Genomic DNA, 23,121 nt, shown 5'->3' with positions numbered 1-23,121 from the left:
GAGCGATGACGAACGACAACAACGCCGAGGTCCTCGACTACCTCAAGCGGACCTCGATCGAGCTGATGGAGACCCGCAAGCGCCTGCGGGAGCTGACGGACGCCGCCGCCGAGCCCATCGCGGTGGTGGGCGTGGCCTGCCGCTTCCCGGGCGGCGCGGCCTCCCCGGAGGAACTGTGGGAGCTGGTGCGCACGGGCACCGACGCCATGTCGGACTTCCCGCGGGACCGCCACTGGGACCTGGAGAGCCTGTACGACCCGGACCCGGACCGGCCGAACACCTGCTACACCCGCTCGGGCGGGTTCCTGTACGACGCGGGTGACTTCGACGCCGAGTTCTTCGGGATCAACCCGCGCGAGGCACTCGCCGCCGACCCGCAGCAGCGGCTGCTCCTGGAGACCTCGTGGGAGTCCCTGGAGCGGGCCGGCATCGACCCGCATGCCCTGCGCGGCAGCGACACCGGTGTCTTCGCCGGGATCGCCTACTTCGGGTACGGCAACCACTTCTTCACCCCGGAGGCCATCTCGGGCTACGGGCAGACCGGTTCGCTGCTGAGCGTGGCGTCCGGGCGGGTGTCGTACACGCTGGGTCTGGAGGGCCCGGCGGTGTCGGTCGACACCGCGTGCTCCTCGTCGCTGGTGGCGGTGCACCAGGCGGTGCAGTCGCTGCGGCAGGGCGAGTGCGGTCTGGCCCTGGCCGGCGGCGTCACCGTGGTGGGGATGCCGCAGGTGTTCCGGGAGTTCGCGCGGCAGCGGGGGCTGTCGGCGGACGGGCGGTGCAAGGCGTTCGCGGACGCGGCGGACGGTACCGGTTTCTCCGAGGGCGTGGGCATGCTGGTGCTGGAACGGCTCTCGGACGCGCGTCGCAACGGGCGGCGCGTCTGGGCGGTGATCCGGGGCTCGGCGATCAACCAGGACGGGGCGTCCAACGGGCTGACCGCGCCGAGCGGGCCCGCCCAGCAGCGCGTGATCCGGGCGGCGCTGGCGAACGCCCGGTTGCAGGCCCGCGACGTGGACGCGGTGGAGGCGCACGGCACCGGCACCAGGCTGGGCGATCCCATCGAGGCCGAGGCGCTGCTGGCGACCTACGGGCAGGAGCGGGAGCCGGGCAGTCCGTTGTGGCTGGGGTCGCTCAAGTCGAACATCGGGCATACGCAGGCGGCCGCGGGGGTCGGCGGCATCATCAAGATGATCATGGCGATGCGTCATGGGGTGCTGCCGAGGACGTTGCACGTGGACCGTCCCTCGTCCCATGTGGACTGGTCGGCCGGGGCGGTCGAGCTGCTGACCGAGGCCCGTGAGTGGCCCGGCACACCCGGACGGCCCCGGCGCGCGGGCGTGTCCAGCTTCGGGGCCAGCGGCACCAACGCACACCTCATCCTCGAAGAGGCACCGCGGGACGGGACGGAACCGCGGGACGAGACCGCGCCGCAGGCCGGGACGGCACCGGCCTGCACCGGCGCACCGGTGCCCTGGGTCGTGTCGGCGCGCTCGGAGCAGGCGCTGCGGGCCCAGGCGAAGAGGCTGCGCGAGTTCGCCGCCGCCGCACCGGACACGGACCTCGCCGACATCGGCTGGTCGCTGGTGGCGAGCCGGGCGCGGTTCGAACACCGTGCCGTGGTGCTCGGCCACGACCGGGACGAGCTGCTGGCCGCCCTCGCCGCGCTGGGCGAGGGCGCGGAGTCCGCCGCGGTGGTGCGCGGGGTCGCCGGCGAACCGGGCGGCACCGCCTTCATGTTTCCGGGCCAGGGCGCGCAATGGGCCGGTGTGGCGGGGCAGTTGTACGACGCCTACCCCGTCTTCGCGCGGAGCCTGGACGAGATCTGCGCCCGCTTCGACGCCCATCTGCCCTTCGCCCTCAAACCCCTGCTCCTCGCCGACGAGCCCGAGGGCCGCGAGCGCACGGACATCGCACAGCCGGCGCTGTTCACCCTCCAGGTCAGCCTGTACCGGCTCCTGACACGGTACGCTCCGCGCCCCGGCCACCTCGTCGGTCACTCCGTCGGCGAGATCGCCGCCGCCCACGTCTCCGGCGCCCTCGACCTGGACACCGCGACCAGGCTGGTGGCCGCCCGCGGCCGGGTCATGCAGACGGTCACCGAACCCGGTGCCATGCTCGCGGTACGCGCCTCGCAGGCCCACGTCGCCACGCTGCTCGGCGAGTACGACCGCGTCGGCGTCGCCGCCGTCAACGGCCCGGAGTCGGTCGTGGTCTCGGGCCTGCGCGATCAGGTCCACGCGCTCCGGGACCGGCTCGTCGCCGAGGGCACCTCCGCGAAGCTCCTCGCCGTCGGCCACGCCTTCCACTCCCCGCTCATGGACCCGGTCCTGGACGAGTTCGCGGCGGCGCTCGGCCCCCTCCCGGCGGGCACCCCGTCGATCCCGGTCGTCTCCACCCGGCTGGGCCGCGAGGCCACGCCCGAGGAGCTGACGTCGGTCGCGCACTGGGTGGACCACGTCCGCGCACCCGTCCGCTTCCACGACGCGGTGGACCGCGCCCGCGCGGCCGGCGCGCGCGTCTTCCTCGAAGTGGGTCCGGGTGCCGCACTCGCGAGCATCACCACGGAGGCCTTCGCCGGCGAGGGCGTGCACGACGCGCTGGTCCTGTCGGCCTCGCGGCGCGACCGCGGGGCGCGGCAGGCACTGGTCGGCGCGCTCGCCCGGCTGCACGTCCAGGGCGTCGAGGTGGACTGGCGCGCCCTGTGGGGCACGGGCCGTCTGGTGGACCTTCCGACGTACGCCTTCCAGCGGCAGCGCTACTGGCTGGACCTGCTGGCCGGAATGGGCTCCGCGGACGTCGCCGCCGCCGGTCTCGCGGCACCGGGGCACCCGCTGCTGGGCGCCGTGGTGGAGCAACCCGGCACCGACGAGGCGGTGTTCACCGGACTGTGGTCGCTGCGCACCCACGACTGGCTGGCCGACCACGCGGTGTTCGGCGCCGTCGTCGTACCGGCGACGGCCTACCTGGACCTGGCGCTGTCGGTGGGCGAGCGCGTCGGCTGCCCCGCGGTCGGGGAACTCACCCTGGAAGTACCCCTGGTCCTGCCCGAACCGGGCGACGTACAGGTGCGGATCGTCGTCGGCGGGGCGGACGCGAGCGGACACCGCTCGCTGGAGGTGTACTCGCGCTCCGGCGAGGACGACGGGGACGCGGGCGGCTGGGTACGGCACGCGCGGGGAAGCCTGGCACCGGACACGGCGCCGGCGCCCGCGTCGACCGACGACCCCCACGCGCTCGCCGCCTGGCCGCCGGCCGGGGCGCGGCGGATCGGCACCGAAGACCTCTACGACACGTTCGCGGACGCCGGGTTCGACTACGGGCCGGTGTTCCGCGGGCTGCGCGAGGTCTGGCGGCAGGGCGAGGACCTCTTCGCCCTCGCCACCCTGCCGGATGCCGCCGACGGCCCGGCCGGCGGCGGGTTCCTGCTGCATCCGGCGCTGCTCGACACGGTGCTGCACGCGGCGGTGGCCGGCGGGGTCATCGAGGTGACGGGCGAGCGGGGCTGGATGCCCTTCTCGTGGTCCGGGGCGGTCCTGTCGCGGGCGGCGGGTTCCAGCGTGCGGGTCCGGCTCCGCCCGGCGGGCGAGGGCGTGGTGTCCCTGGCGATCGCCGACGAACAGGGCCGCCCGATCGCGCACATCGGGGCGCTGACCTTCCGTCCGGCCGGCGCGGAGCAGGTGCGCGCGGCGCGCGGCGGCCGGGAGCGGTCGCTGTACGAGGTGCGCTGGCGGCCGGTCCGGCAGCGCGGGACGAAGACCCCGGCCGGGCAGTGGGCCGTGCTCGGCGCGCGGGACGGACTGGCCGCCCGGCTGGCCGCGGTGGGCGAGGGACCCGTGGCGTACCACGCGTCCCTCGACGACGCCCTCGCCGGGCAGGCACCCCGCCACCTCGTCCTGTGCCTGGACGACTTTACCGACGGGGGCCCCGGCCTGCGCACGGCGGTCGGCGACGCGGACAAGTACGTACTCGACCGGGTGCAGCGCTTCCTCGCCGCGGACCCGGCCGCCGGAACCACGCTGGTGGTGCTCACCCGCCTGGCACTCGACACCGGCGGCGGCGAGCGCGTGGAAAGCCTCCCCGGCGCCTCCGTGTGGGGCCTGATCCGCTCCGCCCAGACCGAACACCCCGGCAGGTTCCGGCTGGTGGACATCGACGACGAGGAGAGTTCCTGGGCCCGGTTCCCGGACGCGCTCACCCTCGACGAGGACCAACTGGCGCTGCGCGCAGGCGCGTTGCTGGTGCCCCGGATGGCGCCCGCCGCACCCGCGGACCACCGGCTCGAACCCCCGGCGGACGGCCACCGGCTGGGCATCCCGGACAAGGGCACGCTGGAGAACCTCGTCTGGGTGCCGTGCCCCGAGGTGACCGGACCCCTGGCGAGCGGCCAGGTCCGCATCGCCGTCCAGGCCGCCGGGCTCAACTTCCGGGACATCACGATCGCCCTGGGACTCGTGGACCGGACGGCCATCGACGCCGGGCTCGGCAGCGAGGGCGCCGGAGTCGTGCTGGAGGTCGCGGACGACGTCACGAACCTGGCACCGGGGGACAGGGTGACCGGCATCTTCTCCGGCGCCTTCGGCCGCGTGGCCGTCGCGGACCACCGCATGCTCGTCCCCGTACCCGACGGCTGGAGCTACGCCGAGGCGGCGTCCATGCCGTGCACCTTCCTCACCGCTTACTACGCGCTCAACCGGGTGACCCGGCTCAAGGAGGGACAGCGCGTCCTCATCCACGCCGCGGCCGGCGGCGTCGGGATGGCCGCCGTCCAGCTGGCGCAGCGGGCCGGCGCCGAGATCTACGCGACCGCGAGCCCGGCCAAGTGGCCCGCCCTGCGCGCCCTGGGGCTGGACGACGAGCACCTCGCGTCCTCGCGCGACCTCGGCTTCGCGGCGAAGTTCCTGAAGACCTCGGGCGGCCGCGGTGTGGACGTCGTCCTGAACTCCCTCGCGCACACGTTCGTCGACGCCTCGCTCACGCTGCTGTCCGGGGGCGGCAGCTTCATCGAGATGGGCAAGACGGACATCCGCGACGCCGACCAGGTGGCGGCCGAGCACCCCGGAGTCGACTACCGGGCCTTCGACCTCTACGCGGCGGGCCCGGACACCATCCAGGAGATGTTCGGCGCCGTCATGAAGCTGTTCGCCGACTCGCGGGTGCGGCTGAACCCCGTCTCCGTGCGCGACATCCGCGACGCGCGCCGCACGTTCCGCGAGATGAGCCAGGGCCGCCACGTCGGCAAGCTGGTCTTCGAGCTGGGACACGGCTTCGGCGGCGGCACGGTGCTGGTCACCGGAGGCACCGGGGGAGTCGGCTCGCTGGTGGCGCGGCACCTCGTCGCCGAACACGGCGTGCGCAGCCTGCTGCTGGCCGGCCGCCGGGGCGCGGCTGCCGACGGCATCACCGAACTGGTCGCGGACCTGGAGGCCGCGGGCGCCGAGGTGCGCGTCGCCGCCTGCGACGTCGCGGACCGGGCCGCCGTGGCGGACCTGCTCACGGACCTGCCCGGCCGGTACCCGCTGACGGCGGTCGTGCACGCGGCGGGGGCGCTGGCCGACGGCACCGTCGAGACGCTGACCCCCGAGAGCGTCGACCGGGCGCTGGACGCCAAGGTGGGCGGCGCGATCAACCTGCACGAGCTGACCCGGCGACTCCCCCTGTCCGCGTTCATCCAGTTCTCCGCCCTCGCCGGCCAGCTCGGCAACGGCGGTCAGGCCAACTACGCGGCGGCCAACGGCTTCCTGGACGCACTGGCGGCCCACCGCAGGGCGTCCGGCCTGCCCGGCACCTCGCTGTGCTGGGGCTGGTGGGAGCAGAGCAGCGGCATGACCGGGGAACTGGACCGGGCCGGCCTGTCCCGGCTGCGGCGGCTGGGCGTCGCCGCGATGCCGACCGCCGAGGCGCTGGCCCTGTTCGACGCGGCGACGGCGCTCGGCACGCCGGTTCTCGTCCCGGCCCGGCTGGACCTCGCCGCGCTGCGCCACCGCGGCGGCGACGAACTGCCGCCGCTGCTGCGCGACCTGGTCGAGGGCGGCCGTCCGCGCCGCAGCCGGGCGACGATCCAGGACGCCGGGGCGCCCGGCCTGACCGCCCGGCTGGCCGCGCTGCCGGACGACGAGGCGGCGGCGGCCGTCCTGGACTGGGTCCGCGAGCAGGCCGCCCTCGTCCTCGGACACCCCTCCGGCACGGCCGTGGACGTCGACCAGGCGTTCACCAAGCTCGGCTTCGACTCGCTGACCGCGGTCGAACTCTGCAACCGCCTGGCGGCCGCGACCGGACTGCGCCTCGCGTCCACCCTCGTCTTCAGCTACCCGACACCCCGCGAGCTGGCCGGCCACCTCGCCGGCCTGCTGCGCCCGGAACGGGCCGCGGACCCGGCGGCCGAGGACGCGCGGATCCGCGCGGTCCTGCACACCATCTCCGTCGACAGCCTGCGCAGCGCGGGCCTCCTGGAGCAGGTCCTGGCCTGCGCCGGGCCGCCCGCACCGGGCGGCGAAGGGCAGGCGGCGGACCCGGCCATGGGCGGGGACGCGGACACCGGCGCGGAGGAACTGTCGGAGATGGACCTGGAAGCACTGGTCGACCTGGCTCTGGAGGAGAAGCGGTGAGCGACATGACCAACTCCGGCGACCGCCCGGCTGACGGCGGGGACCGGATCCAGCGGGCGCTGCGCACGCTGCTGGAGGAGCGCGACCGCCTCCGGCAGGAGAACGACGCCCTGAAAGCGGGCCGCGGCGAGCCGATCGCCGTGGTGTCCATGGCGTGCCGCTACCCGGGCGGCGTGTCCTCGCCCGAGGAGCTGTGGGACGTGGTGCGGGAGGGCCGGGACGTCGTCGGCGCCTTCCCCGAGGACCGCGGCTGGCGGGATGTGTACGACCCGGACCGCGACGCCGTCGGCCGCACCTACACCCGCCAGGGCGGCTTCCTGGCCGACGTGGCCGGTTTCGACCCGGAGTTCTTCGGCATCAGCCCGCGCGAGGCGCTCGCGGTCGACCCCCATCACCGGCTGCTCCTGGAGACATCGTGGGAGGCATTCGAGCGCGCCGGCATCGTCCCCGCCGAGGTGCGCGGAGCCGACGTCGGCGTCTTCTCCGGGGTCAGCTCCACCGAGTACGGGTGGCGTTTCCTGGAGTCGGGCCAGCGCGAGCTGGAGGGCTACCTGCTGTACGGCAGCTCGCTGAGCGTCGCCACCGGCCGCGTCTCCTACGAGCTGGGCCTGACCGGGCCCGCGGTGTCCCTGGACACGGCGTGCTCGTCGTCGCTGGTGGCCCTGCACCTGGCCGTGCAGTCGCTGCGCGCCGGGGAGTGCTCGCTGGCGCTGGCGGGCGGGGCGCTGGTGCTGTCCACGCCCGCGGCCTTCGTCGAGTTCGCCCGGCAGGACGCGCTGTCGCCCGACGGCCGCTGCAAGGCCTTCGCGGACACCGCCGACGGCACCGGCTGGGCCGAGGGGGTGGGCGTCCTGCTGCTGGAGCGGCTGTCCGACGCCCGCCGCAACGGCCACCCGGTGCTCGCCGTCGTACGCGGCACCGCGGTGAACCAGGACGGCGCCAGCAACGGACTGACCGCTCCCAACGGCCGCGCCCAGGAGAAGGTGATCCGGCGGGCCCTGGCGAACGCCGGGGTCGCGGCCCGCGACGTGGACCTGGTCGAGGCCCACGGCACCGGAACCACCCTGGGCGACCCCATCGAGGCGGGCGCGCTGCTCGCGACCTACGGGCAGGACCGGGCCGAGGGCAGGCCGCTGTGGCTCGGCTCCCTGAAGTCGAACATCGGGCACGCGCAGGCCGCCGCCGCTGTCGGCGGGGTCATCAAGGCCGTGCAGGCCATGCGCCACGGGTACCTCCCGAAGACCCTGCACGTCGATGCCCCCTCGCGGCACGTGGACTGGTCGTCCGGCGGGGTCGAACTGCTGGTGGAGGGCCGGGAGTGGACCCGCGGGGACAGCCCGCGGCGGGCCGGTGTGTCCTCGTTCGGGGTCAGCGGCACCAACGCGCACGTGATCCTCGAAGAGGCCCCGGAGCAGGAACAGCAGCCGGAGCAGCAGCAGACGCAGGGGTCCGGCGCCGGCGTCGTCGGTGGCCTGGTGCCGTGGCTGGTGTCGGGCCGGACCGCGAAGGCCCTGGAACAGCAGGCGGGCAGGCTGCGCGACTTCGCCGCCGCCGGCACGGAGGCGGACATCGCCGACGCGGGCTGGTCGCTGGCCTCGGGCCGGTCGCGGTTCGAGCACCGCGCGGTGGTCCTCGGCCGTGACCGGGACGAACTGGTGCACGCCCTGACGGCGTTGAGCGCCGGCGTGGACTCCCCGCGGGTGGTCCGGGGTGAAGCCGGGAACGTCGGTGGCGTCGCCTTCGTGTTTCCGGGACAGGGCTCCCAGTGGATCGGCATGGGCCGGGAGCTGTACGACGCCTTCCCGGTCTTCGCAAAGAGCCTCGACGCGTGCGCGGCCGCACTGGCCGAGTGGGTCGACTGGTCGCTGCTCGACGTGGTGCGCGACGCGGAGGGCGCCCCGAACCTGGAGCGGGTGGACGTCGTACAGCCGGCGCTGTTCTCGGTCATGGTGTCGCTGGCCGCCCTGTGGCGGTCCTGGGGCGTGGAACCGGCCGCGGTGGTGGGCCACAGCCAGGGCGAGATAGCCGCCGCCCATGTGTGCGGCGCGCTGTCCCTGCGGGATGCCGCCAAGATCGTGGCGCTGCGCAGCAAGGCCCTGGTGGAGTTGATCGGGCACGGCACGATGGCGTCGGTCGCGGAGTCCGCCGAGGTCGTTCAGGAGCGGCTGGCACCGTGGGGCGACCGGATCGGTGTCGCCGTGGTCAACGGACCGCGTTCCGTGGTGGTGTCCGGGGAACCGGACGCGATCGACGAATTCGTGGAGAAGATGAAGGCCGACGGCGCCCAGGCCCGGAGGATCGCGGTCGAGTACGCCTCCCACTCCCCCCACGTGACCCGCGTCCGCGACCAGGTCACCGGTGCGCTGGCCGACGTGCGGCCGACGAGGTCAAAGCTGCCCTTCTACTCGACCCTGTACGGCGAGGCGATCGATACCGCGCGGCTGGACGCCGGTTACTGGTACGACAACCTGCGCGAGCGGGTCCGCTTCGAGACGTCCGTCCGGCGCCTGGCCGATGACGGCTTCCGGGTGTTCATCGAGATGAGCCCGCACCCCGTGCTGACCGTACCGGTCCAGGAGACGGTCGAGGACGTGGCCGACGCGCTGGTGCTGTCCTCCTCCCGGCGGGGCGGCGGCGAGGTGGCGGCCGTGCTCGGCTCGCTGGCCGCGCTGCACGTCCGGGGCGGGACCGTGGACTGGGACACCCTGTTCCGGACGCGCCGCCGGGTGGACCTGCCGACGTACGCGTTCCAGCGGCAGCGGTACTGGCTGGCACCGGCGCACGCACCGGCGGCCGCGGCGTCCCCGGCACAGCCGGCCACGGACGAGGACGACCGCCGGGTCCCCCTGTCGGAGCGGCTGGCGGACCTTCCCGGCGACGCGGCGCGTGCGCTCGTCCTCGACCATGTCGTCGAGCGGGTGGCTCTGGTGCTCGGACACTCCGGCGCCGACTCCGTCGGACCCGACGACGAGTTCATGAAGATCGGGTTCGACTCGATGCTGTCATCGGAGCTGAGCAAGCGCCTGACCGCGTCGACCGGACTCAAACTGCGGGCGAACGCGGTGCTGCGCCACCCGACGCCGCGACTGATGGCCGAGCACATCACGACCGCGCTGGCCCAGGATGGCCCGCGGTGAACTCGCGGCGCCGCGCGCCACGTTGTCCTGAACCGCTGTCTCACTTCCTGCTGAGGGGTTGATCTGTGTGGGTACGTTCGGTGTGTCCTCCGCGCATGAAGGGATGTGGCGGGCGCAGCAACTGGCCCCTGACACGCCGAACCATGCGCTGACCATGTGGGACGTGGACGGCGAACTGGACGCCGCGGTCATGGAGTCCGCGTTCCTGCACGTCATGGACGAGGCGGAGGTGCTGCGCGTCAACTTCGTCGACGACGGTGACGGACTGCGCCTGCGCACGCGCGAACTCGGCGACTGGCGGCCCTTCTTCCTGGACCTCGGTGCCGAGGCCGACCCCGAACAGGCGGCCCGCGAGCGACTGTCCGACCTGGTGCGCGAGCCGTTCGACCTGGCACGGGACCTGCTGTTCCGGCTCGGCGTGGTCCGGCTCTCGGCGACCCGCTCCCTGCTGGTGATCGCCTACCACCACCTGGTCTCGGACGGGTACGGCGCGGGCGGCCTCCTCTCCAGGCGCCTCGCCGAGGTGTACACGGCACTGCTGCGCGGCGAGCCGGTACCGCGGCTGCCGCACCCCTGGGACGCCGAGTCGTTCGCGGCCGAGGCGGCAAACTACCGTGCCTCCCCGCGGTTCACCGAGGACACCGAGTTCTGGCGCGACTATCTGGCCGACGCGCCCGCGCCCGCCCAGGTGCCGCGCGTCGCGCTGCCCGACGCGCTGCGGGCCGCGCTGGACGAACCGCTCGGCAGCGCCGACCGCTGGTCGGAGGTGGCCGAGACCATCGGCATGGCGAGCCGCACCCTGACCGTGCCGCGCGTCGAGGCGGACCAGTGGACCGAGGCCGCCAAGTCCGCCGGCGTCTGGATGTCCCAACTGCTGGCGGCTGCGGCCGCGGTGTTCTTCCGGCACCGCTGCGACCGCCCGGAGTTCCTCCTCTCGCTGGCCGTGGGCAACCGGATCGGGGTGGCGAGCCGGACGCCCGGCCTGGCCGTGAACGTGGTCCCGGTGCGGGTGCGGGTCCCGCTCGGCGCGACCTTCACCGACATCGCCGACGCGATCGTCGACGAGACGTACGAGATCTCGGGCCACGCCGCCTGCCACTACTCGGACATCCAGCGCGCGAGTGGTACCGCCATGAGCGGCCGCGGCAGTTTCGGCGCCGTCGTGAACGTCGTCGAGTTCGCCGACCGGCTCCACTTCGGCGACAGCCCGGCTCGCTACTTCGGCGCCACGACCGGGACCTTCGAGGAGCTGTCGATCGGCGTCTACACCGACGGCGGCCCCGACAGTGACCTCTACATCCGGCTCGACGCCCCCCTGAGCCTGTACGACCGCGCCGAACTGCGGTTCATCGGCGAGGAGTTGATCGCGTACATCCGCGCGGCGGTGGCCGCCGGCGACCGGCCGGTCGGCGCGCTGGACGTGGTGAGCGGCACCGGGCGGGAACAGGCACCGACGGTGCCGCACGAGGGGGACGTACAGCTGCCGCGGGCCACGGTCGCGGAGCTGTTCGCCCGGCAGGTGGCGCGCGATCCCGATGCCGTCGCACTGGTCTTCGGCGAGGCGACGGTCTCCTACCGCGAGCTGGACGAGCGGTCGGACCGCCTGGCCGGGGCGCTGCGCCGGCACGCCAAACCCGAGACGGTCCTCGCGGTGGCGCTGCCCCGGTCGGTGGACCTGGCCGTCGCCCTGCTGGCCGTGGTGAAGGCGGGCGCGGCCTACCTGCTCCTCGACCCGGCGTCCCCGGCCGAGCGAATCGCGGAAGGGATCGCCGGGGCTTCGGCACACGCGCTGCTCACCGACGCGGCGACGGCCGGCGCTCTCTCCGCGGGCCTGCGCGTACCGGCGCTCGTGCTCGACGACCTCTGGCCGGGGACCGCCGACGGCGACACCGATGTGCCGGCCGCCCCGGCCTTCTCGCACCACGACGCCCTGCTCGCCGTCGGGCACGGCTCCGCGTCGGGCGGTACCACCACGGCGGTCGCCCTGACCGACCGGAACCTGGTGAGCCTCGCCCTGGACCGCCGCCGGCAGCCGGCCGGCCGAGGTGGTGTGCTGTGGCACGCCCCGCACACCGGCGACGCGTTCGCCCTCGATGTGTGGGTGCCGCTGCTGAACGGCGGCCGGGTGGCGGTGGCCCACGCGGGCGAGCTGGACATCGACGCGCTGGCCGCGGCGCGGACGGCGTACGGCACCTTCGCGGTGCGGCTGCCCGCGGGACTCTTCTCGGCGATCGCCGCGCAGCGCCCCGAATGCCTGGCCGGGCTGAGCGCGGTGTGGACCAGCGGTGAGCGCGTCTCCCCGGCCGCGCTGCGCCGGGTGCGCGAGGCCTGCCCCGGACTGACGGTCGTCACCGGTCACACTCCGGTGGACGGCACCGCCCGCTATGTGCTGGGTCCGGGGCTGGCCCCGGTCCCCGTGGGCGTGACCGGGGAGCTGTACGTGTCCGGCCCCGAGGTGGCACGCGGTTACGCCGGTCGCCCCGGACCGACCGCGGAGCGCTTCGTACCCTGCCCGTTCGGCCCGCCGGGCGCGCGCATGTACCGCACCGGAGACCGGGTGCGCTGGGTCGGCGACGGCCGGCTGGAGTACGTGGGCCGGGCCGGCGCCCAAGTGGACGTACGGGGCGTCCGGGTCGAGCCGGCCGAGGTCGAGGACGCGCTGTCCGAACACCCCGGTCTCGCGCGGGCCGCGGTGACCGTCCGGCAGGACGAGGCCGGGCAGCAGCGGCTGGTGGCCCATGTGGTCCCGGCGGCCGGCCACAGCGTGTCGGCCGACGAGCTGCGCCGGTTCGCCACGGGGCGGTTGCCCGAGTTCATGGTGCCGTCGGTGTTCGCGGTACTGGACAGCCTGCCGGTGACGGCCGACGGGCGCGTGGACCGGGCGGCGCTGCCGGAGCCCGAGCCCGACGAGGGGCGCTACCGGGCGCCGCGCAACCACACCGAACAGGTGCTGGCCGCGGCGTTCGCCGAGGTGCTCGAACTCGACCGGGTCGGGATCGACCAGGACTTCTTCGACCTCGGCGGCAACTCGCTCCGGGCGATCAGGCTGACCGGTCTGATCCGGGCGGAGCTCGGCCTGGAGGTGTCCATCCGCACGCTGTTCGTGGCGCGCTCCGTCAGCGGACTGGCGGACATGGGGGCGGCCCTGGGCCGGTCGAGCCGGCCGACGCTGCGCAGGAGGACGAAGGAGGGCGCCGTCCTCTGAGCCCGACGCCCACCGGGTGCGGGAACCGGGGCATGAGCCGGTTCCCGCACCCGGTGGTCACGGCGACGGGACGGGCCCCGGCCGGGCCGCACCGGGTACGGGCTCAGACCGGCGGGAGCTGCCCGGCGATGGTGTCCACGACATCCTCCTCGTGGTCCACGAGGTAGAAGTGCCCGCCGTCGAAGGCGTGCAGGGCGAAGGGCCCGGTGGTGTGGTCGCCCCAGGCGCGTGCGTCGTCCTCGCCGAGCACCGCGTCCTCGCGGCCGATGAGCGCGTGCACGGGGCAGCTCAGGGGTCGGCCGGCACGGTAGCGGTACGTCTCGGCGGCCTTGTAGTCGTTGCGGACGATGGGCAGCGCCAGCCGCAGCAGGTCCCCGTCCTCCAGGATCTCCTCGTCCGTGCCGCCCAGCGAGCGCATCCGGGCGATCAGCTCGGCGTCCGTACCGAGATGGACGGAACCGGTCCGCTGCCGGGAGGGCGCGGGGCGGGCCGAGACGAACAGCGCGGCGGGTACCGTTCCCGACTCCTCAAGGCGGCGGGCCAGTTCGAAGGCGAGGGTCGCGCCCAGGCTGTGGCCGAACAGGGCGACCGGCCCCCAAAGCTGGCGCCGCAGTACGGGGAAGAGCGCGTCGGCCAGCTTCTCGACCGAGTCCAGCAGCGGTTCCCCGAGCCGCTCGTGCCGTCCCGGATACTGGACCGCCAGCACCTCGCACCGGCCGGCGAGAGCGCGGGACAGCGGGACGAAGAAGGACGCGCTGCCGCCGGCGTGCGGGAGGCAGACGAGCTGGGCCGCGCCGGGATCCGCGTGCTGGTACCGGCGTATCCACAGGGTGTCGGGGTTCACGGTGGCCGTGGTCATGGAATCGTGCCGCCCTTTCGTTGCCGTCCCGGACGCTCAGGCTCTCTCGCTCCGCTCGTGCCCGGCTGGAGCGCTGTTGTGGAATTCCGCGCCTGCGTGTACCCGGCCGCCGCGCGCGTGTCCTGTGGACAGGACAGGCCGGGAGCGAGGGGCGAGGGGGATGTCAAGGCCGATCGCCCTGCCACGCCCAGCGGCGCCGTCCCGGCGGTCGAAGCATTGTGAGCACCCGTCAGCTGGGCCAGGGTTGCGCCATGGACACGACGGAACGCTCGGACATCCCCACCCTGCCGGTCGAACGGCCAGGTGGCTGTCCCTTTGATCCTCCCGCCGAGCTTCGCGAGCGTCCCGCACTTGGCAGGCTCGCCTATCCCGACGGCCACCTCGGCTGGCTCGCCACCACCCGTGACGTGACGCGCGCGGTACTCGCCGATCCGCGGTTCAGCATCCGCTACGACCTGCTGCACCTGCCCTACGAGACCGGCACGGTCGGCCCCTACCCGCCCGCCGAGCCCGGCGACTTCACGGGGATGGACGCGCCCGAGCACAACCGCTACCGGCGGCTGCTGGCCGGTGAGTTCACCGTGCGCCGCATCCGCAAGCTCACCCAGCGGATCGAAGAGGTCACCGCCGCCCAGCTCGACGAGATGGAGCGGGTGGGACCCCCGACCGACCTGGTGCAGGCCTTCTCGCTGCCGGTGCCCACCGCGTTGATCTGCGAAATGCTCGGCGTCCCCTTCGAGGATCAGGAGGAGTTCCTGCGCGAGGCGATCGTGATCACCGCCAGCAGGCCGGGGGAGACCATCTCGGCCGAGGACTGGGCGAAGGCGGTCACCGATCTCCAGGCCTATATCGGCCGGCTCGTGGAGAAGAAGCGCGCGCATCCCACCGACGACATGCTCAGCGGCCTCACCAAGAGCGATCTCACCGACCAGGAACTGGCCAACATCGGCGTCATGCTGCTCGGCGCCGGCCTGGAGACCACGTCGAGCATGATCTCGCTCGGCACCTGGACCCTGCTCAGGAACCCGGAGCAACTCGCCGCGCTGCGCGCCGATCCGGGCAAGACCGAGTCCGCCGTCGAGGAGCTGCTGCGCTACCTGACCATCGTGCCGGTCATCATCCGCACCGCGCTGGAGGACGTGGAGCTCGACGGACAGCTCATCCGCAAGGGCGAGAGCGTCACGCTGCACCTGGCGCAGGCCAACCGCGACCCCAAGTACTTCTCCTTCCCGGACACCCTGGACGTCGGGCGTGACGCGGTCAGCCAGATCGCCTTCAGCCACGGCATCCACCAGTGCATCGGCCAGCAACTGGCCAGGGTCGAGCTGCGGGTGGCGCTGCCGGCGCTGCTCAACCGCTTCCCGGACCTCCGGCTCGCGGTGCCGGAGGAGGAGATCGTGCTCGGCGGCACCGCCTCCATGGCCGGCGTGAAGAACATGCCGGTCACCTGGTGACGCCGGATCACCCGCTCGTCACGACGGTTCCCTCCCCGCACGGCCCGGACCCGGCCGGGCAGGGAGGGAACCGTCGTCTTTCCCGGTCCGGTACGCGCCGTCCGTTCGCCACGGCGGGCCGCGCGTCAGAGGCTGCGGGCGGTGATGTCACCGTTGGACGTGGTGGCGCGGATGCCGAGCGCGGTGGTGCCGTCGTTCTTCAGGGCGTTGTCGACGCGGCCGTGGCTGGTGCCGGCGTCGAGGGCGGCGGAGACGCCGGGGGCGGCGCCGACGGTGATGTCGCCGGAGTGGGTGCGCAGCACGACCGTGCCGCCGGTGGCCTCGCAGACGCGGATGTCGCCGCAGGCGGTGCTGATCTCGGCGGAGCCGCCCAGGCGGCCGATCTCGACGTCGCCGTCGACGGCGGTGAGGCGCAGGCCGGCGGTCTCGTCGAGCTTGATCTCGCGGTAGGCGCCCTCGAAGGCCACGTCGCCGAGGCGGCCGACGGTGCGCAGTTCGGCGCTGGCGGCCTTGCCCTGCACACGCGAGCCGGCGGGGAGCTTGACGGTGACCTCGACGGCTCCGGTGGGGCCCAGGTACTGGTTCTTCACGGCGTTCGCGATCCGCAGCACCCCGTCCGCGTACTCGACGCTGGTCTGCGCGGCCGCCTTCACATCGCGGCCCTTGCCGGCCTTGGCGGGCAGCACCTCGACCACGGTGTCGGTGCGCTGGGCGGCGATGAACTGCACACGCCCGGCGTTGATGTCCAGGACGACGGAGATCGGGGCGGTGGTGTCGAACTTCTGCATCGTGGCTCTCCTCGTGACGTTGTTCCGAACAATGGAAACGCTATGTTGCTTTCCAGTTCATGGCAACAAGCGTTTTGCTAAGTCACTGCATTTCGGCAGGTCAGACGGCAATAATCGTTGCGCTGTCTTCTCGGATAACGCAACGGCCGTGAGAGTGTTCGTTGCAATATAGTGAGTGTGAACGCTATGGTGGAGGGGTCAGCGGGAACACCACACGCACAAGGGGGCCGTGATGCCGGGAGGCAGACTCACCCAGCAGGAGCGCCAGCAGATCGCGGCGGGACTGGCCGACGGGCTGGCCTACGCCGAGATCGCCCGCCGGCTGGACCGTCCGACCTCCACGATCACGCGCGAGGTGACGCGCAACGGCGGCGCCACCGGCTACCGCGCCGACCTGGCCCACCGCGCCACCCAGCAGCGCACCCGCCAGCGCCGCAAGGCGGCACCCCGCAGCGGGCAGGCGTCGTCCGCGCAGCCGTACGGACGGGACGCGGAGGCCGTGCGGGACTACCAGGAGGCGCTCACCACGGTGTTCATGACCTCCGGCCTGCCCAAGATGATGGCGCGGGTGCTGGGCTGTCTCTACACCACCGACACCGGCAGCCTCACCGCCGCCGAACTCGCCCAGCGCCTGGAGGTCAGCCCGGCCTCCATCTCCAAGGCCATCACGTTCCTGGAGGGCCTCGACCTCGTCCGCCGCGACCGCGGCGGACGCCGCGAGCGCTACACCGTGGACGACGACCTGTGGTACCAGGCGATGATCCGCAGCGCCCGCGCCAACGACCAGTTCATCGAGACCGCGCGCCAGGGCGTCGGCGTCCTCGGCCGCGGCACCCCGGCCGCCGCCCGCCTCGAAAACTCCGCCCGTTTCCTCGACTTCGTCAGCGAGGCCCTCATCCGCGCCGCGGAACAGGGCCGCGAGGTCCTCTACACGAGAACGGCCGAACCCGGTCACGACTCCGGGTGACCGGGCACGCCGTTCCTAGCGGGCCGTCGTGGTCCAGGTGACCGGCAGCGCGTGGACGCCGTAGACGTTCATGTCGGTCCGCAGCCGCACCTCGGCGGCGGGGACGGCGAGTCGGAGCGTGGGGAAGCGGCGCAGCAGGCCGGCGAAGGCGGCGCGCATCTCGATACGGGCCAGTTGCTGGCCGAGGCATTGGTGGACGCCGTGCCCGAAGGACAACTGGCCGCGGGCCGCGCGGTGGACGTCCAGGGCGTCGGGCTGCTCGAAGCGCCGGCCGTCACGGTTGGCGGCCAGCAGCGAGACGACGACCGTCGATCCCCTGCCGATCGTCACGCCGCCCAGCTCGATGTCCTGCGTGGCGTACCGGAAGAAGATGTCGGCCACGGACAGATAGCGCAGAAGCTCCTCGACAGCCTGCGGCATCAGGGCCGGGTCGGCTCGCAGCGCGGCCGCCTGCTCGGGGTGCTCCAGCAGCGCGAACGCGCCCAGCCCCAGCATGTTGGCGGTGGTCTCGTGGCCCGCGAGCAGCAGGAGGAAGGCGATGCCGGTCAACTCCTCGACGGTGAGGTCGGCACGGCGGGCCAGGTCGGACAGGATGTCCTCGCCGGGTTGGGCCCGCTTGCGCGTGACCAGTCCGGACAGGTAGGTGGTCAGGTTGGTGTAGGCGGCCGTCTTCTCCTCCAGCACCACGTCCTTCTCCATGAACGTGGCCGAGTCGGCCTGGAAGCTCCGGCGATCCTCGTAGGGGATGCCGAGCAGTTCGCAGATCACCAGCACCGGGACCGGCAGTGCGAACTCCTCGACCAAGTCGACCGGCGGGGTCAGCCGTGCCATCTCCGCCAGCTGCCGCTCGGCGATGTCGCGGACGCGCCCTTCGAGTTCCTTCATGCGTTTGACGGTGAAGGCGCCGGTGAGCATGCGCCGCAGCCGGGTGTGGTCCGGCGGGTCCATGGTGATGAACAGGCCCGGCACCTGCGGGGACGGCTCGGTGACCGCGGGCATGCCGGGAAGCTCGTACGGCATGTGGAGCACGCCGAGGTCCGTGCGGGAGCTGAACCGCGTATCGGCCAGCAGTCGGCGGGCCTCCTCGTGACCGGTGACCAGCCAGCCCTCGTGCCCGTCGGGGAAGACCATCGGGCTGACGGGGCGAGCCTCGCGCAGCCGGGTCATGTCGCGGGGCGGGTCGAAGGGGCCCGCGTCGCGGTCCATGGGGAGGCTGTGGGGGATGGCGGGCGTGAGGCTCATCGGTCTTTCCCTTCCTGGTGGTCGGCGGGGCCAGGATCGCCGGGGGGCCAGACACGGCGCGGACACCGCCCGGACACCGTGCCCCGCGTTCCAACGCCCCTCCACGGCGGCTCGAGCGGGCACGGGCACCGTGGAGGCGGCCGCGCAGCCGTGTGCGCGAGCTGGACCGTCCCGCCAGCCGGAAGGAAGTCCGTACCCATGGCCCCAAGTCCGTGGAACGCGAGGTTCGAGACGATTCTCCGGCAGGGCCTGCCCGGCCTGGGCAAGGACGAGGTGCCCGCCGCCGATGTGCCGATGGAGGCGTACGGCCTCGACTCCATGTCCCTCATCGGCATCGTCTGCGCGCTGGAGGCCGCCTACGGGGTCAGCCTCGCCGGTCAGGTCACCGTCGCGGTGCGCTCGCTGACCGCCGGTCAGCTGTGGGGGATCGTCTCGGCCGCGACGCAGCCGGCCTGGGAGACGGGCCGGGCCCTGCCCACGGGCGGCCCGACGCGCGGCCCAGCGCCCTGGATCACCGTCTGAGCCTCGGGCCGCCGAGCGTTCACTCTCATTCCGTTGCAACACTCGCCTTGTCGACTGTTGCGTTAGCCTCAAGGCTGATGCAACAGTTTTTCTGCATCTACCTGCGAAATCAACGGAGTTGCGCAACATCCGGCTTGCAGAGATTCGGAAAGCAACGTAGCGTTTCCATCATCGGAAAAACGCACCGAAGGAGCGCGCGATGCAGCAGAACCAGGGCACCATCCGTACGTTCGACACCCCCGCCCCCGTCGCGGCCGTCCTGGACATCCCCATCGGGAACGTCCGGTTCATCGCCACCGACCGCGCCGAGGCCACCGTCGAGGTGCTGCCCGCGAACCCCTCCAAGAGCCGTGACGTCAAGGCCGCGGAGCAGGTCACGGTCGCCTTCGACAACGGTGTGCTGCGGGTCGAGGTCTCCGCCGAGCGCAACCGGATGCTCGGCCACCCCGGCTCCCTCGACGTGACGGTCGAACTGCCCGCGGGCTCCCGCGTCGACGCCAAGACCTCCGTCGCCGAACTGAGCAGCGTCGGCCGCCTCGGTGACGTCACCTACGAGGGCGCCACCGGCACGGTCAAGCTGGAGGAGACCGGCAGCGCCCGGCTCACCCTCGCCACCGGCGACATCACCGTCGGCCGGGTGAACGGCCCCGCCGAGATCAGCACCCAGAAGGGCGACCTCACCGTCGGCGAGGCCGTGCAGGGCGCCGTCACCCTGACCACCCAGCACGGCGGGATCTCCGTCGGCGCCGCCGCGGGTGTCTCCGCCACCCTGGACGCCAGCACCAGCTACGGCCGGATCGGCAACGCGCTGAAGAACTCCGCCGGTTCGGGAGCGGGCCTCACCATCCGCGCCACCACCTCCTACGGCGACATCACCGCCCGCAGCCTCTGAGCAGGGGCGAGCGAGGGACCGAAGACCGCGCGCTCATGCCACCGCATCCGGTGGCATGAGCGCTGTCATGTCGGCTCAGTAGCGGTAGTGGTCCGGCTTGTACGGGCCCTCGACCTCGACGCCGATGTACGCGGCCTGCTCCGGGCGCAGCGTGGTCAGCTTGACGCCGAGGGCGTCGAGGTGGAGGCGGGCGACCTTCTCGTCCAGGTGCTTGGGCAGCGTGTACACGCCGGTCGGGTACCGGTCGGGCTTGGTGAACAGCTCGATCTGCGCCAGCGTCTGGTCCGCGAAGGAGTTCGACATCACGAACGAGGGGTGCCCGGTCGCGTTGCCCAGGTTCAGCAGCCGGCCCTCGGACAGCACGATGATCACCTTGCCGTCCGGGAACGTCCAGGTGTGGACCTGCGGCTTGACCTCGTCCTTCACGATGCCCGGAATCCTCGCCAGGCCGGCCATGTCGATCTCGTTGTCGAAGTGACCGATGTTCCCCACGATCGCCTGGTGCTTCATCCGGGCCATGTCCGAGGCCATGATGATGTCCTTGTTGCCCGTCGTGGTGACGAAGATGTCGGCGGTCTCGACGACCTCGTCCAGCGTGGTGACCTGGTAGCCGTCCATCGCCGCCTGGAGCGCGCAGATCGGGTCGATCTCCGTGACGATCACACGCGCACCCTGACCGCGCAGCGACTCCGCACAGCCCTTGCCGACATCGCCGTAACCGCAGACGACGGCGGTCTTGCCGCCGATCAGCACGTCGGTGGCGCGGTTGATGCCGTCGATCAGGGAGTGCCGGCAGCCGTACTTGTTGTCGAACTTCGACTTCGTCACCGCGTCGTTGACATTGATCGCCGGGAACAGCAGCACACCGTCACGCTGCATCTCGTACAGCCGGTGCACACCCGTCGTGGTCTCCTCCGTCACCCCGCGGATCTCGGCGGCGATGCCGGTCCAGTCGAGGGTGCTCGCCTTCAACAGGGCGGCCACGGCGGCCAGTTCCTCGTTGTCGGCCGGCGGCAGCTCACCGGACTTGCGGTATTCGACGCCCTGGTGGACGAGGAGGGTGGCGTCGCCGCCGTCGTCCAGGATCATGTTCGGGCCGCCGGTGGGGCTCTCCGGCCAGGTCAGCGCCTGCTCGGTGCACCACCAGTACTCATCCAGGGTCTCGCCCTTCCAGGCGAACACCGGAATGCCGGCGGCGGCGATGGCGGCGGCGGCGTGGTCCTGGGTGGAGAAGATGTTGCAGGACGCCCAGCGGACGCGGGCGCCGAGGGCGACCAGGGTCTCGATCAGCACGGCGGTCTGCACCGTCATGTGCAGGGAGCCGGTGATCCGGGCGCCGGCCAGCGGCCGGCTCCCGGCGTACTCCTTGCGGATCGCCATCAGGCCCGGCATCTCGTGCTCGGCGAGGGCGATCTCCTTGCGGCCGAACTCGGCCAGCGAGAGATCGGCGACCTTGAAATCCGTGAACTCAGGCGACACGAATGCTCCTTGAACTGATGACGTTACGGTGGATGTCCAGGGCCGCGGTGGTCCTGTTCAGGGTGATGTAGTGCAGTCCGGGCGCGCCCTCGGCGAGGAGGCGTTCGGCCATGGCGGTGGCGTACTCGACGCCGATGCGGTGGCCCGCGGCGGGGTCGTCGCGCGCGGCCTCCAGACGGTGGGCCAGGTCCTCCGGGAAGGCGGCGTCGCTCAGCTCGGCGAACCGGCGGACCTGGCGGATGTCGGTGGCGGGCATGATCTCGGGGACGATCGGGATGTCGCAGCCGGCCGCGGCCACCCGGTCGCGCAGCCGCAGGTAGTCCTCCACGTGGAAGAACATCTGCGTGATGGCGTAGTCGGCGCCGGCCCGGCACTTGGCCACGAAGTGCCGGATGTCGGTGTCCCAGTCGGACGAGCGGGGATGCCGCTCGGGGAAGGCGGCGACGCCGATGGTGAAGTTCCCCAGCGAGCGGACGAGTTCGACCAGCTGGTAGGCGTGGCTGAAGCCGTCCGGGTGCGCCACCCACGGCTCCCTGGGGCCGCCGGGCGGATCGCCGCGCAGGGCGAGGACGTCCTTGATGCCGGCGTCCGCGTAGGCGCCGATGATCTGCCGCAGCTCGGTCACCGAGTGGCCCACGGCGGTGAGATGCGCGACCGGACGCAGGGTCGTCTGCGTGGCGATACGGCGGGTGACGTCGATGGTCCGGTCCCGCGAGGAGCCGCCCGCGCCGTAGGTCACGGAGACGAAGTCCGGCCGCAGCGTTTCCACCCGGCGGATCGCCTGCCACAGCGTCCGCTCGCCCGCGGCGGACTTCGGTGGGAAGAACTCGAAGGAAAACGTCGTCATGCGCGGCCTCCCGCGTTGAAGTAGCTCGCCTGCGGGTGATGGACGACGATCGCGTCCGTGGACTGCTCGGGGTGCAGCTGGAACTCCTCGGAGAGGTGGACGCCGATCCGCTCGGGCTCCAGCAGCTCGGCGATCTTGGCGCGGTCCTCCAGGTCCGGGCAGGCCGGGTAGCCGAGCGAGTAGCGGCAGCCCTGGTACTCCGTGCGGAACATGCCCTCCATGGCGGCCGGATCGCTGCCGCCGATGCCGAGTTCGGTGCGCACGCGGGCGTGCCAGTATTCGGCGAGCGCCTCGGCCAACTGGACGGACAGGCCGTGCAATTCGAGGTAGTCGCGGTAGGCGTTGGCCTCGAACAGCTTGGCGGTCTCCGCGCCGATGCGGGAGCCGACGGTGACGACCTGGAAGCCGACGACGTCCCGCTCGCCGGACTCCTCCGGGCGGAAGAAGTCGGCCAGGCACAGGCGCCGGCCGCGGCGCTGGCGGGGGAAGGTGAACCGGGTGCGCTCGCCACCGTGCTCGTCCAGGACGATCAGGTCGTCCCCCTTGGACACGCAGGGGAAGTAGCCGTGGACCACGGCCGCTTCCAGCAGGTTCTCCGTCAGCAGCCGGTCGAGCCACATGCGCAGCCGCGGCCGTCCCTCGCCCTCGACGGTCTCGCCCTTGAGCCCCCACTGCCCCTTGAAGAGGGCGCCCTCGTCGAGCCAGGAGGCGTACTCCTTGAGCTGGATGCCTTTGACGACACGGGTGCCCCAGAACGGCGGTGCCGGCACGGGATTGTCGGTGGCGACATCGGAGCGGCCGGCCTCCGCGGGCTCCTGAGGGACCGCCGGCCGCGCGGGTACGCGGCGTCGCTTCAGCTCGGGCAGTTTTGCGCCGGGCACGCCGCGCTTGACGCCGATCAGGGCGTCCATCAGGCGCAGGCCCTCGAAGGCGTCGCGGGCGTAGCGGACCTCGCCCTGGTAGATCTCGTGGAGGTCCTGTTCGACGTATGCCCTGGTGAGCGCGGCGCCGCCGAGGATGACGGGGTATTTGCCGGCCAGGTCGCGCTGGTTGAGTTCCTCCAGGTTCTCCTTCATGATCACCGTGGACTTCACCAGCAGCCCGGACATCCCGATCACGTCCGC

General features: G+C 72.7%; 13 protein-coding genes. 7 read left to right on the top strand and 6 right to left on the bottom strand.

All coding sequences use genetic code 11. The features are described 5' to 3' along the window. Window positions 1–5 precede the first annotated feature (5 nt). From AC069R_RS26990 to AC069R_RS26980, 3 genes are all read left to right on the top strand, one after another. Entirely contained in the window at window positions 6–6,605 is a 6,600-nt protein-coding gene (locus AC069R_RS26990) for an SDR family NAD(P)-dependent oxidoreductase (protein ID WP_478769389.1), read from the top strand. Between the two features lie 5 nt (window positions 6,606–6,610). Further along, window positions 6,611–9,742, top strand: a complete 3,132-nt coding sequence (locus AC069R_RS26985) for a type I polyketide synthase (RefSeq protein ID WP_478769414.1) — start codon at window positions 6,611–6,613, stop codon at window positions 9,740–9,742. A 67-nt stretch (window positions 9,743–9,809) separates the two neighbouring features. Next, a complete protein-coding gene (locus tag AC069R_RS26980) occupies window positions 9,810–12,947 on the top strand; it encodes a condensation domain-containing protein (RefSeq protein WP_478769388.1) in 3,138 nt (1,045 codons plus the stop codon). A 103-nt stretch (window positions 12,948–13,050) separates the two neighbouring features. Here AC069R_RS26980 and AC069R_RS26975 read toward each other — a convergent pair whose 3' ends face one another. Beyond that, window positions 13,051–13,806 (bottom strand): thioesterase II family protein, encoded by a 756-nt coding sequence (locus AC069R_RS26975; RefSeq protein ID WP_478769387.1) that lies wholly within the window; start codon window positions 13,804–13,806, stop codon window positions 13,051–13,053. Window positions 13,807–14,057: 251 nt separating this feature from the next. On the opposite strand from AC069R_RS26975, the gene AC069R_RS26970 reads away from it, so the two are divergent. After that, complete coding sequence (locus AC069R_RS26970; RefSeq protein WP_478769386.1) at window positions 14,058–15,260, top strand: cytochrome P450; 1,203 nt, start codon at window positions 14,058–14,060, stop codon at window positions 15,258–15,260. A 125-nt stretch (window positions 15,261–15,385) separates the two neighbouring features. Here the strand turns inward: AC069R_RS26970 and AC069R_RS26965 are convergent, their stop codons facing one another. After that, window positions 15,386–16,048 carry a DUF4097 family beta strand repeat-containing protein gene (locus AC069R_RS26965; protein WP_478769385.1) on the bottom strand — a complete coding sequence of 221 codons (663 nt, stop codon included), beginning with the start codon at window positions 16,046–16,048 and terminating at the stop codon, window positions 15,386–15,388. 232 nt (window positions 16,049–16,280) lie between these two features. Here AC069R_RS26965 and AC069R_RS26960 point away from each other — a divergent pair, with 232 nt between their 5' ends. After that, window positions 16,281–17,015, top strand: a complete 735-nt coding sequence (locus AC069R_RS26960; protein WP_478769384.1) for a GbsR/MarR family transcriptional regulator — start codon at window positions 16,281–16,283, stop codon at window positions 17,013–17,015. A gap of 15 nt (window positions 17,016–17,030) precedes the next feature. On the opposite strand, the gene AC069R_RS26955 is transcribed toward AC069R_RS26960, so the two are convergent. Then, window positions 17,031–18,257 carry a cytochrome P450 gene (locus AC069R_RS26955; protein WP_478769383.1) on the bottom strand — a complete coding sequence of 409 codons (1,227 nt, stop codon included), beginning with the start codon at window positions 18,255–18,257 and terminating at the stop codon, window positions 17,031–17,033. Between the two features lie 198 nt (window positions 18,258–18,455). Here AC069R_RS26955 and AC069R_RS26950 point away from each other — a divergent pair, with 198 nt between their 5' ends. Beyond that, a complete protein-coding gene (locus AC069R_RS26950) occupies window positions 18,456–18,779 on the top strand; it encodes an acyl carrier protein (RefSeq protein WP_478769382.1) in 324 nt (107 codons plus the stop codon). A 220-nt stretch (window positions 18,780–18,999) separates the two neighbouring features. After that, window positions 19,000–19,671 carry a DUF4097 family beta strand repeat-containing protein gene (locus tag AC069R_RS26945; RefSeq protein ID WP_478769413.1) on the top strand — a complete coding sequence of 224 codons (672 nt, stop codon included), beginning with the start codon at window positions 19,000–19,002 and terminating at the stop codon, window positions 19,669–19,671. A 75-nt stretch (window positions 19,672–19,746) separates the two neighbouring features. Here the strand turns inward: AC069R_RS26945 and ahcY are convergent, their stop codons facing one another. The 3 genes from ahcY to AC069R_RS26930 form a co-directional block, all read right to left on the bottom strand. Then, window positions 19,747–21,150, bottom strand: a complete 1,404-nt coding sequence (ahcY, locus tag AC069R_RS26940; protein ID WP_478769381.1) for an adenosylhomocysteinase — start codon at window positions 21,148–21,150, stop codon at window positions 19,747–19,749. Continuing rightward, the gene (gene metF, locus AC069R_RS26935) at window positions 21,140–21,997 is read right to left on the bottom strand and encodes a methylenetetrahydrofolate reductase [NAD(P)H] (RefSeq protein WP_478769380.1); all 858 of its coding nucleotides are present in this window, start codon (window positions 21,995–21,997) and stop codon (window positions 21,140–21,142) included. The genes ahcY and metF overlap by 11 nt, the downstream gene beginning before the upstream one ends. Beyond that, window positions 21,994–23,121, bottom strand: a 1,128-nt coding sequence (locus tag AC069R_RS26930) for a vitamin B12 dependent-methionine synthase activation domain-containing protein (protein WP_478769379.1), incomplete at its 5' end; no start/stop codon positions are given. The genes AC069R_RS26930 and metF, both read right to left, overlap by 4 nt.

The sequence above is a fragment of the Streptomyces sp. NPDC043952 genome, assembly GCF_056435325.1.
This window is presented reverse-complemented; position numbering and strand designations above follow the sequence as displayed.

Coding starts and splice junctions, on each gene's coding strand:
- AC069R_RS26965 (WP_478769385.1), bottom strand. CDS start 16,048: ATGCAGAAGTTCGACACCACCGCCCCGATCTCCGTCGTCCTGGACATC.
- AC069R_RS26975 (WP_478769387.1), bottom strand. CDS start 13,806: ATGACCACGGCCACCGTGAACCCCGACACCCTGTGGATACGCCGGTAC.
- AC069R_RS26955 (WP_478769383.1), bottom strand. CDS start 18,257: ATGAGCCTCACGCCCGCCATCCCCCACAGCCTCCCCATGGACCGCGAC.
- metF (WP_478769380.1), bottom strand. CDS start 21,997: ATGACGACGTTTTCCTTCGAGTTCTTCCCACCGAAGTCCGCCGCGGGC.
- AC069R_RS26950 (WP_478769382.1), top strand. CDS start 18,456: ATGGCCCCAAGTCCGTGGAACGCGAGGTTCGAGACGATTCTCCGGCAG.
- AC069R_RS26990 (WP_478769389.1), top strand. CDS start 6: ATGACGAACGACAACAACGCCGAGGTCCTCGACTACCTCAAGCGGACC.
- AC069R_RS26960 (WP_478769384.1), top strand. CDS start 16,281: ATGCCGGGAGGCAGACTCACCCAGCAGGAGCGCCAGCAGATCGCGGCG.
- AC069R_RS26985 (WP_478769414.1), top strand. CDS start 6,611: ATGACCAACTCCGGCGACCGCCCGGCTGACGGCGGGGACCGGATCCAG.
- AC069R_RS26970 (WP_478769386.1), top strand. CDS start 14,058: ATGGACACGACGGAACGCTCGGACATCCCCACCCTGCCGGTCGAACGG.